Below are 15269 nucleotides of genomic sequence, written 5' to 3'. Positions count from 1 at the left end.
TCTGCCCTCGTTGACCGCTTGAGTATCTCCCCGATATTAAATCAAATATCAAAAATAAAATAGCAAAATGACAGATCAAAAATAAAAATTAAACAAAAAAAACGAAAACAAGCCATGAAAATCACAAATTTTAGTTTCTTTATCTTAGCTTCTACTTTTTGAACTTTGATTTGTAATCTTAATTTTTACCCCGAGAAATCCAAAGGATTTCCGGGACTCAGTCCCTGAAATTGTTTCACAATTTCTAGGGGCATTTTGATTTTTAATTCAGCTTATTTATACCGGAGCTGGCGGAGGGATTTGAACCCCCGACCTGAGGTTTACAAAACCCCTGCTCTACCCCTGAGCTACGCCAGCAATTCCTGAAAAATAAAAACCCACTAATAGATTTTCTATTAATGGTCTGTATTAAATAACAAAGTAAAAAGTATTATATACAATAGTATATACAAATACTACACTATACTATCGCTCATTCTCAGATATGCAATTTATATAACTATCTTACATTTAATTTTTCTTGAAAATTATATCAGAAAAAACCTATCTGTCAATTCTTTTTTGATAGTCTTTTTAGACACTAAAGGAATTACGTCCGCTAAATCTGAAGCTAAAATCCCTCTTTCCCCCATTTTACTTTTCAAGTAATCACCGGCTAATCCGTGAATATATACACCCATGATACATGCTTGAAGAGGAGAGAATTTAAGCCCCGAACCGAACTCGTTCTGGTTCAGAGTTTGCGCCATATATCCTGCAATTAAACCCGAAAGAACATCCCCCATTCCCCCGCTACTCATCGCCGGATTGCCGGTTATATTTATAAAAATCTCGCTGGCGGGGGTTCCAATAATAGTAGAAGCTCCTTTTAAAACCGTAAAAATCTTATATTTTAAGGATATCTTCTTTACTATTTCAATCCTTCTTTTGTTAATTGTTTTAGGAGTAAGTTTTACTAATCGGCCCATTTCTCCGGGATGCGGAGTGATAATTGTGGAGAATTTTCTTTGTTTTAGTATATTAGCATTTTTAGATAAATGTGTTATACCATCCGCATCAATTAAAACAGGTTTCTTTATCTTAGGCAAGATACTTATTATCAGTTTTCTTGTTTGATTGTTTAAAGAAAGCCCCGGACCAATAACTACTACATCTGCTTTGTCAGATATAAAAGCTAATATTTTCTTTTCTGCTTTTAAAGATAATGTGCCCTCTTTAGTTTCAGGCAAAGGTAAAGTCATTGATTCTGTTAATTTAGTCGCAACAATTCGATGGATACACTGTGGAATACCTAATGTAACCAATCCCGCTCCGCTTCTTAACGCTCCCTTCGCGGCCAACACACTCGCACCCGGCGTATTTTTAGAACCAGCAAGTATAAAAACATGCCCGCAATCTCCTTTATGCGAATCAGGTTTTCTTGGAATACTAAGCCATTGAAGTATAAGTTTTCTATCAATAAGCGAGGTTTTAATTTTTTTCTGAGCCAAAAGTTTTTTTGGAATACCTATATCTGCGATATAGAGATTCCCGACAAATTCTTTACCTGGATAAATAAGCAGATCTTGTTTAGGCAATGCCAAGGTAACTGTAGCAAAAGCTTTTATACAATTATGGTCGGTTAATTTTACATCAGAAGTAAAACCGGAAGGGCAGTCTACGGAAAGTATGGGAATATTGGCACTATTGAGAGAAGAGATAACATCCGTTAAAAAACCTTTTACCTTACCTTTAAGTCCGGTACCTATAAGTGCGTCTATGATCAAATCATTAGAAAAAATAACTTTCTCATACTCAGCAAAAATACGCCCACTATTAACAAGAATACAAGGTATTCTTGTTTTCTTTAAAATCTCGAAATTTGCGGCTGTATCTTTACTTAGTTTTTCCGAAAAAAGAAATACCTTAACTTTATACTTTTTTTTCGACAGATATCTTGCCGCAACTAATCCGTCCCCGCCGTTGTTTCCGCCTCCGCAACATATGCAAACTCTCACCTGCCTGCCCGCCGTAGGAGACTTTGGAAGACGCGGCGCTCTATAGCTTTGGTCACTTATGCGACGAAGCGAGGAACCTTTTTCTACTATCTTCACTGCTACTTTACTAACTTTTCTCCCCGCATTTTCCATTAAAACAAGCGACGATATACCATAACTTAAAATAGTTTCTTTATCTATTTCTTGCATTTGGGAAGAAGTAACTACTTTCACTTTTAACTCCTAAGTAGATTTAACATTTCTTTTACTGCATTTTCCAAGCCGACAAAAACTGCTCTTGAAATTATTGAATGTCCTATATTTAATTCTTCAATAAAAGAAATCGAAGCAATAGCTTTTACGTTTTCATAATTTAATCCATGTCCGGCATAAACTTTTAAATTCAATGTGTGAGCAAAATGCGCAGATTCAATTATTTTTTCCAGTTCCTTACTCTGCTCTTCTCCTTTTGTATTTGCATATTTTCCGGTATGAAGTTCAACTGCATCGGCGCCAACTTCTTTACTCACCTTTATTTGTTCGGATACCGGTTCAATAAAAAGACTGACCAAGATACCATTTTTTTTCAAAGAAGAAATGCAATCTTTAATCAACCCTCTATTACCACCTACATCTAGCCCGCCTTCAGTTGTGATTTCTTGTCTTTTTTCGGGAACCAGAGTGGATTGATATGGTTTCAACAAACAAGCGATTCCTATAATCTCTGGAGTAGCGGCCATCTCCATGTTAAATCTTATGCCAATGTTTTCTTTGATTAATCGCACATCTTCGTCTTGAATATGTCTTCTATCCTCACGAAGATGCGCAACAATGCTGTCAGCGCCTGCGCGTTCGCAAATTTTAGCCGCTTGCACAGGACTTGGCTCTACGGTTTTTCGCGCTTGCCTTAATGTTGCAACATGGTCTATATTTACTCCCAACTTAAGCAATATATCCTCCGAAAATTTATTTATATATTTTAGAAACGATAGTCGAACAAATCTTGCTCTTCTGTTTTTTCGATAAGAGTATCGGGGACAAGCGGATTCACAGACTCTTTGCCAATGGTAACAACTACTACGGATGGTTCAATCTTACTGATATTAAAATCTTTCGGGATTATATTTTTTATGGACAACTCATAAGTTGCAGGTGTTAGACTGCTCAAATTCACGAATAGGATTATATCGTCACGATTTACACTTTCTATGTTGCGTTTGGAACTATACAGCACAACATCTGCCTTATCCGGTTTTATATTCACATTAAATTCTTTCTTTGGCAATCCCATTATTTTTATCGGTATTTCGGAAAATGTTACTTTTTTTATCTTCCACCACAACCCCCGTTCGAGTTCCCCCGAAACATAAAGCCAAAGAACAAGAGATAAAATTAGAGAAATTATTTTAAAAGGTAAATTATTTATAATACGCTTCATATCACTTCTCCTGAACTGTCCGTTTTACAAAAAACTTATTTGAAGAGACATTTTTCTTACTTGATAACTTCACAAGTTCATCTCTTAAGGATATTCCATCAAGATTAGTCCTTATACTCCCGCGTAAAGCCAATGAAATTTTACCCGTCTCTTCAGATATAACAAGAATTGCGGCATCTGTTTCTTTACAAAGAGTAAGAGCCGCTCGGTGCCTTGAACCCATATGACGTATATCCAAATCTTCTTCTTTTATCGGCAATATACAGTTTGAAGCCACAATCCTATCATCTTCAATTATAACCGCGCCATCATGCAAGGGAGTATGAGGAGTAAAAATAGAAATCAAAAGTTCGGAAGAAACTTTTGCGTCAATTGTCACTCCGCTTTCCATATAATCTCTTAAACCCACTTCCTGTTGAATTACTATCAATGCTCCGTATTTATTTCTTGAAAGGAAATTTACCGCATTTATAGCCTCGTCAATAACACCATCCTGTTCACTCCAAAATAAAAACGGTGTTTTGCCCATTCTTGCCAACCCCCTCCTTATTTCCGGTTGGAATACAATAATCAAAAAGACAGCCCACGCAACAAATAAATTTTTAAGTATCCAAGAGATGGTTTGTAATTGTAATATTTGGGAAACAAGACTTGCGAAAATTATAACCAGCAGACCTATAAGCACCTGAAAAGCTTTGCGTCCGCGTATAAACAAAAGGAAACGATAGATTATAAAACTTAATATAAGTATTTCTAATATATCCTGCCAACGAATATTTATTCCGCCCAATTCCATATTTGGATTATAACTAAAAACCCAATCAAAATCCAAATTTACCCCGTTAGAGATAAATAAGAATTCAAGCAAGACAAATAACAAGTAATCAGGCGGGCAGAAAGTACTTTGCTTCTTTATTTTAGCCGAGTAAACTCGGCCACTACGATTTGTTTTGTAGTTGCAAGGTTTACTTTGCTTTATCTCTTCAACAGAAAGTTGCACATAGCAGTAAAAGAATAAGAAATTCACACACAGATTTTCAAAAGATTTAAAAGTAAATTACCCCGCCATAAAGGGCGAGGCATTAAAAGATGACGATATCTATTCCCACCTCGGAGGTGGGAATATTTTCATATGCACAAGATTGCACCATTACAATTATGTGCGTGTATAGCTGTATAATAGAGTATAACAATATTGTATTTACACCCTTTCCGCATTGCTGATGGACAAATATACGCAAAGGATTTGACAAGTATGATATAATTTCATCCGAATGATAAAAGAAACAATTTGTCACATCAGATTACCTTTTTATTTTCTTTCAATCCCGATTTTAAATAGTAACCTTTTGAAAAAACATTCTTTAACTAAAAAAGGAGAAGTACAATGAAGATTAAATTTTTAACTTTTATTTTAGTTTTAAGTTTAGTTGGGTTGTGGGGTATTAACAGCGAAAGTTACGCGAAGCTCTCCCCTACTCCAACAAAAAATTTGGCTGCTCAAGTAAATAATTCTAACAAAGATTCTGACAAAGACGGTTATAGCGATTTCTGCGAAGTTCTGCACAAATCGGACCCACAGGATAAAGAAAGCACACCTAAAGAAAATATCACAATCAATGTTCCTTCGGATATAAAAACAATTCAGACCGCAATAAATGTTTCTATAGACGGTGATACAATTGTAGTTTCTCAAGGCAAATATAAAGGCAATATTAACTTCAACGGCAAATCAATCACTTTAACTTCTATAGAACCTCAGAGTTCCGATGTAGTTGCTAACACTATCATAGAAGGCACTAAAAGCAGCAGTGTTGTCACAATAGATAGCACCACTGCAATATTAAAAGGATTTACAATCACAAGTAAAGATTTAGATTGCAGGGGAATATATGTTAAAGATGCTTCTCCTTTAATAGAAAACTGCACTATTATAGATAACCAAACCACTGAAAGTGGTGGTGGAATATACTCTACCGACAATTCCAGTCCGCAAATAATAAACTGTATCATAACAGGGAACAAAGACTCAACCAAAAGTAAAGGCATATCATCGCAAATTCATGGCGGCACACCAATTATCAGAATATCTTTGATTAACGGTTTGGGGCTGGTGGACAATACAACTGAAATTACAAACACAGAACCTACCACCACTCCTATTGTCTACAAACCTCGTCCTCCTCGCCCTATTCGTCCTACTGCTGAAACTTTAACCTTTCTCAAGACGAGTGCAACAAGCGCAATAACAGCAACTGAATCTGTTGAATTGACTATAAATACAGACGGTTTAATTGAAAAATTATTTGCAGGCGGAAGTAATCCTGCGACTGTTTATAAATATCTCGGCGGAACTTCTTGGGAACAGATATCTCCAATAGGTTCAGGTTTGGGTTCAGAGTTTGCAGTACTTTGTCTCTGTGAATACAATGGTGATTTGTATGCGGGAACCATGGCATACTCTAGCGAAGTAGGTAAAGTATGGAAATACGAAGGGGAAGGAGGCAATTGGACATTGGTTGGGGACAATTTGGACGAGCAGGTATCTGCGTTAGTAGTCTATAATGAAAACCTGTATGCTGGAACTTCGTGGGGTTCAGGAAAATTATATAGATACGATGGCGAAACTACTTGGACAAATGTAGTTAACACAACATTTATGTCTGGTTTCAGAAGCCTTTATGTATCAGATATAAATATAACTGGCATCAATATCTTATATATTGGAGACATAAGTTCAGATAAATTTGGTCATTACGATGGAACAATCTTTACCGAAGATGCACATCCCGGCGGAAGCTGCATCTGGGACTACGAATTCTATAACAGTAAACTATATGCTTCTGCATATAATGGTTATATTTATGAGTCTTCCGATGGAACTCATTGGACATTGATAAAATCTTATTTAGGTGGTGGTGATGCATGGGAATTAGAAACATTCCAAAACTATTTATATGTAAACGCGGGAGCGAACCTCTACAAATATGATGGAGATACATGGAGTAATCCTATTTGGACAGCGCCATACGAAATAATATCTGTGATTGAAACTGAAACCGAAGACGCTTTGATTTTTGGAGTTGGAGGAGAAGCTGGTTACGCTGGCAATACATCTGGATTCGGTAAGGTCTACGCTTATGATGGAACGGGTGACCCTCAATTGATATCTGGTGATATGAGTAGTGGAATACAATCCCTAATTTTGCTATCTGGAGGTAACTACTGGCATGTTGATGATGATCAGGATAACCCCCCAGGAGACGGAACAACATGGGAAACCGCATTTAAATACTTACAGGATGCGCTTCTTAATAATCCAGAACTTCAAGCAGGTGATCAGATTCGGGTAGGACAAGGCATTTATAAACCTGACCAAGGAGATAGTGTCATACTTGGCAACCGCAACGCCACATTTCAGCTCATAAATGGTGTAGCTATTAAAGGCGGTTATTCAGGACTCGATTATGTAGAACTCGGCGCACCAAACCCCTATACACGTGATATAGCAAACTATCAAACCATACTAAGCGGTGATATTGACAACGACGAGACGCTTAATAACAACAGTTACACTGTTGTAAAGGGTCCTGGTTGCGGAGAAATTGAAACAGTAATTGATGGTTTCACCATTACAGGCGGAAATGCTGAGAAGTATACTTACGGCGGAGGCATGACCAACCGTAGCTGTTCACTCACATTACTCACAGTTAAAAACTGCGTTTTTAAAGGAAACCATAGTGCTTATGGTGGTGGTGGAATGCTTAACAGAGGTTGTCGTCCAAAGATAGTTAACTGTTTCTTTGTCGACAATTCTGCTCCATATGGTGGTGGTATATCGAACCAAGCTTCTTCTCCAGAGGTTATAAATTGTGTATTCAGTGGAAACTCTGCTACTTCTAGTGCTGGTGGTGGAATATTAATTAATTCTAGTAGTTGGCCTTCCCTTCCCAAAGTAATTAATTGCACTTTTAATGGAAACTCTGCCACTACTTATGGTGGTGCTATGTGTAATATCGGTAGCGACGCAATAGTGACAAACTGTATCCTTTGGGACAATGGAGATGAAATATATAATTATGGCAATGCAAATCCAATCGTTACTTACTGTGATATAGAAGGTGGTTATTCAGGAGAGGGCAACATAGACAGCGACCCGTTATTTGTGGATGCAAGTAATCCTGCAGGCGCGGATGGTATCTTCCGCACAGAGGACGATGGTTTGCAGTTGGGTGGAGAAAGTCCCTGCATCAATAAAGCTAATCTCAATGTTGCTCCTTTAACTGATATACTTAGAAGTGAGCGTTTCGGAATTGCTGATATGGGCGCGTATGAATTTAACTACGTTGTTAGATGGACTACTTTGGAAGGAGTTTTTGGTAGCTACCATGACAGCGCCACAGAGTATATCTATGTGGCAGATAGTGCCAATCACCGCATAGTGAAAACCAAAATAGATGGCACCGGGTGGACTACTTATGGCACTTATGGCTCTGGTGTGGGACAGTTTTACTATCCTCTTGGTATATCCTATGACAGTGCTACAGAGTATATCTATGTAGCAGATACTAGTAACAACCGTATAGTAAAGACAAAGCTAAACCCAGACGGCACTTTCACTGACTGGACTACTTTAGAATTTTACGGTCCTGATGGTATCTACTATGACAGCGCTACAGAGTATATCTATGTGACAGATGGCCACAAGATAACGAAAACCAAAATAGATGGCACCGGGTGGACTACTTATGGCCATTTTGGCTATTCTTTCGAGGGCCCGGGACACTTTTGGCATGTTTCTGGTATTCACTATGATAGCACTACAGAGTATATCTATGTAGCAGATAGTGGCAATTGTCGCATAGTGAGAACCAAAATAAATGGTGATGGCTGGACTACTTATGGTACTGGGGGCTCTGAGGTAGGACAGTTTTACTATCCTCTTGGTATATCCTATGACAGTGCTACAGAGTATATCTATGTGACAGATAGTTACAATCACCGCATAGTGAAGACGAAGCTAAATATAGACGGCACTTTCACTGACTGGACTACTTATGGCACTCAGGGCTCTGGTGTGGGACAATTTAAATATCCTCGTGGTATCTCCTATGATAGCGCTACAGGATATTTCTATGTGACAGACCACTTAAATTATCGTATAGTAAAGCTATACCCAGAGTGGCAATAGAAGATAATAGATAGGGGAGCATCGGGTCAAGCATCGGGGTCACCTATTGATATAAAAGTCAAGTAAAAGCACATGTTCCCCTTTAAATATCTTTATCATTGTCAAAGCCGCAGTAATAAATGCATAATAAATGGGGTCAGGTCTTGCCCTGAACCACGTAGGATTCAGGGCAGGCAATGTAACATTTTCGGAACAGACAATTTGCGAATCCTAAACTTTCTTAGAACTGGTGATTCCCCGAAATATTATTATCGATCTTTTTGTCATTGCGTTATCTTTTAAGTATAATTCCCGACATGATTAAACAACGCTCATCTAAATATAAATCTTCGTATTCAATAGACGAAAAAGGCATGCTCGACCTTGCGTGTTCATTAATCTCAAAAAAGACAATCAATCCGCCCGGCAACGAATACTTGGTTAAAGATATAGTGGTAAAAAGCATGAAAGAATTGGGAATGAAGGTGAAAATTGTGGGGGATAAAAAACGCCCCAATATTTTAGGAGAAATAGGCAAAGGTCATCCGCAAATTGCAATTCTTTGTCACATGGATGTCGTACCCCCGGGTGGAGGATGGAAGACAGACCCTTTCAAACCCGAAATAAAAAAAGGACGACTCTATGGCAGAGGCGCTTGCGATAACAAAGGACCTTATGCCGCATCCTGGGCGGCGATTAAAGCAGTTCTAAAAAAAGGGAAGTTAAAAGGAAAAATAATTCTTGGCGCGGTTGCTGACGAAGAAAGGGGTTCTGAAAAAGGCATTACATTACTATTAAGGAAGAAAAAATTAAATTGTGATTTTTGTTTGATACCTGACGGCGGAAAAATGCCTGCCCGCCGTTGTAATAGTGGTGGGGGCGAGGCAGTAATCGGGGAAAAAGGAATGCTATGGCTGAAGTTCGCAAGTTTGGGAAAGAGCGCTCACGGCAGTAATCCTAAAAAAGGCATAAACGCAATAACAAATATTATCAAGTTTTTGTCTGACGTAACTAAACTAAAGATAAACAAAAAAATAGACCCGCATTTTTCACCTCTTACTATTAATATAGGAGAAATCAAAGGAGGAGACGCTCCCAATATAGTCCCCTCATATTGTGAAGCAACGATAGACATTCGTTATCCTTTAGGAATAAAGAAAGAAGAAATAATGAGAAAGATAGAATCCTTTATGGATTCCTTTAATAAGAAAAGTAAAGACGCCTGCCCGCCGAGCTTTCCTGGCGGGGGACTTGTCCGCCATAGTAGTAGTGGCGGAAAAATAATTTTAAAAGAAATACTTCAGGATACATCCCCGCATCTTTTGGATATCAATAAAAATCCTTTCCTTAAGACATTCCTTGAAGCTTCTGAAGAGGTAGGAGAAAAAATGAAATTTGTCACTATCGGCGGAAATTCCGTGGGCAAGCTCCTTTACTTTGCCGGCATCCCATCTTTCTCTCATTCACCGGAAGATATTTCTACCGCGCATCAGGCAAATGAATCGGTATCTTTAAAGAACCTGAAAAAATGTGCTATACTTTGGGCGAAGTTTTTGGAGAAAATAATACTATAAAAAAATCAAATAATTCTTGTCATTGCGAGAAGCGTAGCGACGAAGCAATCTCCTTATTCTATTTTTAGATTGCCACGCTCACTATGTTCGCTCGCAATGACAGGTAATTTTAATATTCCCTCTGGAATATTGAAAAGATTCCGAGGACTTTAGCCCCGGAAATTCTCCGAATTTCTCGGGGTGATATTTAATTTTTACACTTTACATTTATAAAAAGGGAGATTTTGAACAATGGAAATCTTTATATCATATGCAATAAAAACCATTAGCGTATTATTTGTATTTGGCATACTAATCTTTTTCCACGAATTGGGTCATTTTTTTATAGCGAAAAAACTCAAGGTAATAGTAGAAAAATTTTCACTTGGGTTTGGACCTGCTTTGTTTAAGTTTAAAAAAGGTGAAACCGAGTATGCAATTTCAGCCGTGCCTTTTGGCGGATATGTAAAAATGGCAGGCGAGAGTTTGAATGAAAGCAAAGGCAAAGAAGGCGAATTTTATTCTAAAAGTCCTCTTCAAAGAATAGCCATAGTCGCCGCCGGTCCGATAATGTCTTTTGCTTTGGCGTTTGTTATTTTTTATATAGTAATAATGACGATTGGAACTGCATCTGTTAATCCGCAAGCAAAAGTCGGCGGGTTGATTGAAGGTAATCCTGCCGAAAGGGTCGGTATAAAAGAGAGTGACTTGATTATAGCCATTGATAACCAGCCGATAGATAGTTGGCAGCAAATGTCCGGTATCATAAAAGAAAATCCCGGCAAAGAAATTTTTATTACACTGGACAGAGAAAGCAAAATCTTATCGTTTTATGTAACGCCCAAAGAAGAAATTTTAAGCAACGGACAAAAAATAGGGCAAATCGGAATTTACCCCAATATCATTACTGAAAAAGCCAATCCGTTTACTGCTGTTTATAAATCAGCAGAGACAGTTGGAAAAACCTCCTATATGATAATAAGTGGGCTTGTTGAACTTATAAGAGGGAAAGTCCCGGCAAAAGAAGCATTAGGCGGACCTATTCTTATCGCAAGAATAACAGCAAGATTATCCGAAGCAGGTTTTATGCAGGTATTAAATTTCGCGGGAATGTTAAGTATTGTCTTGGGAATCCTCAACTTATTACCAATCCCCATATTAGATGGCGGTGTTATATTCTTCTTTATAATAGAAATCATCAGAAAAAAGCCCTTAAGCGAAAAAACACAAATGATTGCGCAAAACATAGGACTGGCACTGCTTCTTGGGGTAATGTTATTCGCAACCTATAACGACCTCACACGAGACTATTCCAAAATATTCCCCAAAGCTGAAAAGACACAAAAACAAAACGTGCCCCGTTAGAGATTAAAAGTAAAATGGCCCGATATCTTTATATTTGAAATGAAGAAAAATAAAAGTTGTTCTACGGACATAGAGGTTAATTCACGGTCGCCGCAAATATATCGGCGACCTATCTCTAAACGGGGTGAAAAAATAATAAAAATCGCCGGGCTTGCCATAGGCGGAAACAATCCCGTCAGAGTTGAGTCAATGTTAAAAACATCTTTTGACAAACCTTTTTCTTCCATCCTAAAAGAAATCAAATTATTAGAAAAAGCGGGCTGTGAACTTTTAAGAATAGCAGTTCCAAATAAACAAGCTATCCCTACCATCAACAAAATAAAAAAAGCAACATCAATTCCTTTAATGGCGGATATTCATTTCTCCAAAGAAATCGCTTTAAAAGTTTTAGAAAAGGGAATAGACAGCATAAGAATAAATCCCGGCAATATGGATGTTTCTTCGATTAAAAAAATTGCAAGAGTTGCCAAATCCAAAAAAGTTCCTATGCGAATAGGAGTCAATGCCGCATCTTTTAAAAACCCTTTCGGTAAAGATAAGAAAGTTGTGTCGCAACCCGCCAAATATTCCCTGCCCGCAAATGTTTCAGTGGCGGGAGTGGCGGGCAAACTCGTCGATGTTTTATACAAAACAGTCAGGGAAATAGAGAAAGAAAAGTTTTACGATATGATAGTCGGGATAAAATCATCCGATGTGCCGACTACCATATTGACAAACCAAATGCTTGCAAAGAAACTTCCCTACCCTATTCATATAGGTATAACCGAAGCCGGACTTGCGCCCGAAGCAATTATAAAATCTTCCATAGGAATAGGCGCGCTTCTTGCGCAGGGCATCGGCAATACTTTAAGAGTATCTCTTACAGATACATCCGCAAAAGAAGTCCAAGTCGGTTATGCAATATTACAAGCTTTAAACCTGCGGAAAAAAGGCGTAGAAATAATCTCCTGTCCAACTTGTGGAAGATGTAAAATCAATGTCAAAAAAATAGCCGAAGAAATAAAAAAGAAAACATCGCATATGCAAACTCCTATAACAATCGCTGTAATGGGCTGTGAAGTAAACGGACCGGGCGAAGCAAAAGAAGCAGACATCGGTATTGCAGGAGGAGCAGGTTGTGGTGTATTATTCAAAAAAGGTAAGATTGTAAGGAAAGTGAGCGAAGAAAGAATAGCCAGTACTTTAATGATAGAGTTAAAACGTCTTATTTAGCTTAAAGTTTTATAATTACTCTGAGCGAAACCCCGCACCCTACGTGGTGCGGGGAAAAAGAAATTGCGAAAGTTTTGATGGCGGAAATAAAAAACCTTTTATGAAAACGGAAAAATGGTTTGAACTACTTGTCAAGCGTATAATAGAAATGTCAAAATTAGACATAGAAATTAAAAGATCTGAATTAGAAAATAATCCCACAAAAATATTGGAACATTTGCCCACTTTTAAAAATATTTGAATTTTGATATGCCCCGTGGAATTCGAAGAATTCCCGGGATTAAGTCCCCGCAATCTTTCAGATTGCAGGGGATATATTTTACATTTTAACTTTTAATTTTTAATATAATATATCATGCGCTTAACTAAAAGTTTTATAAATACTCTACGCGAAACGCCGAAGGATGCAATAACGCCTTCGCATCAGTTAATGCTGAAGGCCGGTTTGATTAGGCAATCCGCAAGCGGTCTTTACACTTATCTACCATTCGGATTAAGAGCAATACAAAAAGCAATCAATATCGTCAGGGAAGAAATGGATAAAGCCGGCGCTTTGGAATTATCTCTTTCTATTTTGCAACCTTCATCTCTTTGGAAAAAATCAGGCAGATGGGAACAATATGGCAAAGAAATGATGAGGCTGAAAGATAGGAAAGATAACTTCTTATGTATAGGACCTACACACGAAGAAATGATTACCGATTTAATTTCTCAAACAGTGCGCAGTTACAAACAACTACCCGTTACTCTTTATCAAATAAAATCCAAATTCAGAGACGAAATAAGGCCCAGATTCGGCATAATCCGCTCGCGAGAATTTACAATGAAAGACGCTTATAGTTTTGATGTTGATGAGCAAGGATTAGAAGAAAGCTATAGGAAAATGTATGAAGCATATAAGAAAATATTTTCAAGATGCGGGCTTGATTTTGAAATTGTGGAAGCGAACCCCGGACTTATGGGCGGTAATTTTTCTCATGAATTTATAGCGCCTTCCCAAAACGGCGAAGATACGATTATCAAATGCGCAAAATGTAGTTACAGGGCAAATCTTGAAATGGCCGAAGGCCTGCCCGCCGAGGTTTCAGTGGTGGGCCTACCCGCCAAAACAGTAGTGGCGGGTGGCAAACTCGAAAGCATAAAAGAGGTTGATACCCCAGGCATTTCCACAGTAGAACAACTACACAAGTCTTTAAAAATTCCTGTTTCAGAAATGATTAAAACTCTTATTTTTGAAATTGATAATAAAGAACTTGCTACCGTTTTGGTAAGAGGAGACCATGAAGTAAATCCTGCCAAACTAAAAAGATTACTTGCAACTAATATATTGAAAATGGCATCCGCAGAACAAATCGAAAAAGCTACTGGAGCACCTGTCGGATTTTCGGGACCTGTAGGATTAAATGGAATTAAAATTGTTTGCGACTCATCAATTTTATCAGGGCAAACTTATCTTTGCGGCGCGAATAAAAAAGACAAACATCTTACAGGAGTAAATCCAGGCAGAGATTTTTCCGCTGATATAACCGGAGATATAAGATGCATCACCGAAGAAGATTCCTGTCCTAAATGCGGCGGTGAAATATCTTTTACAAAAGGTATAGAGTTGGGACACATATTTAAACTCGGCACGAAATATTCTGTTCCGCTTCAGGCAAACTTCATAGGTAAAGACAACAAAGAAAATCCGATTATAATGGGTTGTTACGGTATCGGAATAGACCGCATAATTGCGGTAGCAATTGAACAAAATCACGATAAGGACGGGATTATCTTCCCCACTGCCCTTGCTCCGTATCAGGTTTTAATATTACCTACAAATTATAAGGATGAAATATTACAGAAGAAATCCGATGAGATTTATGATGTGCTAATTGAAAACGGCATTGAAGTTCTTCTTGATGACCGAGACGAAACTACAGGCGTAAAATTCAAAGACGCGCATCTTTTAGGAATACCTTTTATTGTAGTCTTAGGCAGAAATTTTATTGAAAAAGGCGAAATAGAATTAGAGATAAGAGGAAAAGAAAAAGAAATAACTACTGAAAAAGAAATCTTTAATAAAATTAAAAAATATACGGATAAACCCCGTTAGAGATAATCCCAACGTAACATCGGGATGTAATTACCCGAGAGTAAATCTACATCCTAATCAGCTTTTGCAATCTTGTTGAGTGTAAACTTTCCATTGGCTTAATCTCTAACGGGGTAAAAACCGCAACCCTACGACACTATAAAATTTCTCCGATAATATTCGAAAATTTTCTCTAAAAGCACTTGACAAGCGAAAATCATAAAGCGTATAATGTCCGCTCTTTGACCCGAGAATGATTAGGGTCAAGAAAAAACTGCTCTTTGGAAAACTAAATAGAAGTGTTTCTCTTGAGTCACAATTAGTTAATATTTAAAGTCAATTTACCCGTCCCGTTAGAAATTTAGAAATAACTTTCTTATACGGGACACACGAGTCACTTTAAACTCACAAATTTTTGAAAGAATTTTCATTTTTCAATTGGTGGGTTTGATCCTGGCTCAGGATGAACGCTGGCGGTGTG

The 15269-nt window shown here is 37.8% G+C and carries 10 protein-coding genes and 1 tRNA gene; 6 read left to right on the top strand and 5 right to left on the bottom strand.

The window, feature by feature from the left end:
• Window positions 1-285: 285 nt before the first annotated feature.
• From KAS42_02785 to cdaA, 5 genes are all read right to left on the bottom strand, one after another.
• Window positions 286-357 (bottom strand) — tRNA-Thr (locus KAS42_02785).
• A 170-nt stretch (window positions 358-527) separates the two neighbouring features.
• On the bottom strand, window positions 528-2210 hold the full coding sequence (locus KAS42_02780) for an NAD(P)H-hydrate dehydratase (protein ID MCK4905157.1): 1683 nt from the start codon (window positions 2208-2210) through the stop codon (window positions 528-530).
• Between the two features lie 2 nt (window positions 2211-2212).
• Window positions 2213-2926 (bottom strand): pyridoxine 5'-phosphate synthase, encoded by a 714-nt coding sequence (locus KAS42_02775; GenBank protein ID MCK4905156.1) that lies wholly within the window; start codon window positions 2924-2926, stop codon window positions 2213-2215.
• Between the two features lie 29 nt (window positions 2927-2955).
• Window positions 2956-3414 carry a hypothetical protein gene (locus tag KAS42_02770; protein ID MCK4905155.1) on the bottom strand — a complete coding sequence of 153 codons (459 nt, stop codon included), beginning with the start codon at window positions 3412-3414 and terminating at the stop codon, window positions 2956-2958.
• Between the two features lies 1 nt (window position 3415).
• Window positions 3416-4414: a diadenylate cyclase CdaA gene (gene cdaA, locus KAS42_02765; protein ID MCK4905154.1), complete on the bottom strand. Its 999-nt coding sequence runs from the start codon at window positions 4412-4414 to the stop codon at window positions 3416-3418.
• A gap of 387 nt (window positions 4415-4801) precedes the next feature.
• Between cdaA and KAS42_02760 the strand changes: the two genes are divergently transcribed.
• From KAS42_02760 to KAS42_02735, 6 genes are all read left to right on the top strand, one after another.
• Window positions 4802-8605: a hypothetical protein gene (locus tag KAS42_02760; protein ID MCK4905153.1), complete on the top strand. Its 3804-nt coding sequence runs from the start codon at window positions 4802-4804 to the stop codon at window positions 8603-8605.
• 296 nt (window positions 8606-8901) lie between these two features.
• On the top strand, window positions 8902-10158 hold the full coding sequence (locus KAS42_02755; protein ID MCK4905152.1) for an ArgE/DapE family deacylase: 1257 nt from the start codon (window positions 8902-8904) through the stop codon (window positions 10156-10158).
• 231 nt (window positions 10159-10389) lie between these two features.
• The gene (gene rseP / locus KAS42_02750) at window positions 10390-11502 is read left to right on the top strand and encodes an RIP metalloprotease RseP (GenBank protein ID MCK4905151.1); all 1113 of its coding nucleotides are present in this window, start codon (window positions 10390-10392) and stop codon (window positions 11500-11502) included.
• 39 nt (window positions 11503-11541) lie between these two features.
• Window positions 11542-12714, top strand: coding sequence for a flavodoxin-dependent (E)-4-hydroxy-3-methylbut-2-enyl-diphosphate synthase (gene ispG / locus KAS42_02745; GenBank protein MCK4905150.1), 1173 nt, complete (start codon window positions 11542-11544; stop codon window positions 12712-12714).
• Window positions 12715-12814: 100 nt separating this feature from the next.
• Window positions 12815-12955, top strand: a complete 141-nt coding sequence (locus tag KAS42_02740; GenBank protein MCK4905149.1) for a hypothetical protein — start codon at window positions 12815-12817, stop codon at window positions 12953-12955.
• A gap of 114 nt (window positions 12956-13069) precedes the next feature.
• The gene (locus tag KAS42_02735) at window positions 13070-14809 is read left to right on the top strand and encodes a proline--tRNA ligase (protein ID MCK4905148.1); all 1740 of its coding nucleotides are present in this window, start codon (window positions 13070-13072) and stop codon (window positions 14807-14809) included.
• Window positions 14810-15269: the final 460 nt, after the last annotated feature.

It is taken from the genome of bacterium (assembly GCA_023135785.1).
Taxonomy (GTDB): Bacteria; CAIJMQ01; CAIJMQ01; order CAIJMQ01; family CAIJMQ01; genus CAZNJA01.
This window is presented reverse-complemented; position numbering and strand designations above follow the sequence as displayed.

What these genes read in the sequence shown, in the direction of transcription:
- KAS42_02770 (MCK4905155.1), bottom strand. Translation starts at nt 3,414, where the DNA reads ATGAAGCGTATTATAAATAATTTACCTTTTAAAATAATTTCTCTAATT.
- KAS42_02755 (MCK4905152.1), top strand. Translation starts at nt 8,902, where the DNA reads ATGATTAAACAACGCTCATCTAAATATAAATCTTCGTATTCAATAGAC.
- KAS42_02740 (MCK4905149.1), top strand. Translation starts at nt 12,815, where the DNA reads ATGAAAACGGAAAAATGGTTTGAACTACTTGTCAAGCGTATAATAGAA.
- KAS42_02735 (MCK4905148.1), top strand. Translation starts at nt 13,070, where the DNA reads ATGCGCTTAACTAAAAGTTTTATAAATACTCTACGCGAAACGCCGAAG.
- KAS42_02760 (MCK4905153.1), top strand. Translation starts at nt 4,802, where the DNA reads ATGAAGATTAAATTTTTAACTTTTATTTTAGTTTTAAGTTTAGTTGGG.
- ispG (MCK4905150.1), top strand. Translation starts at nt 11,542, where the DNA reads ATGAAGAAAAATAAAAGTTGTTCTACGGACATAGAGGTTAATTCACGG.
- rseP (MCK4905151.1), top strand. Translation starts at nt 10,390, where the DNA reads ATGGAAATCTTTATATCATATGCAATAAAAACCATTAGCGTATTATTT.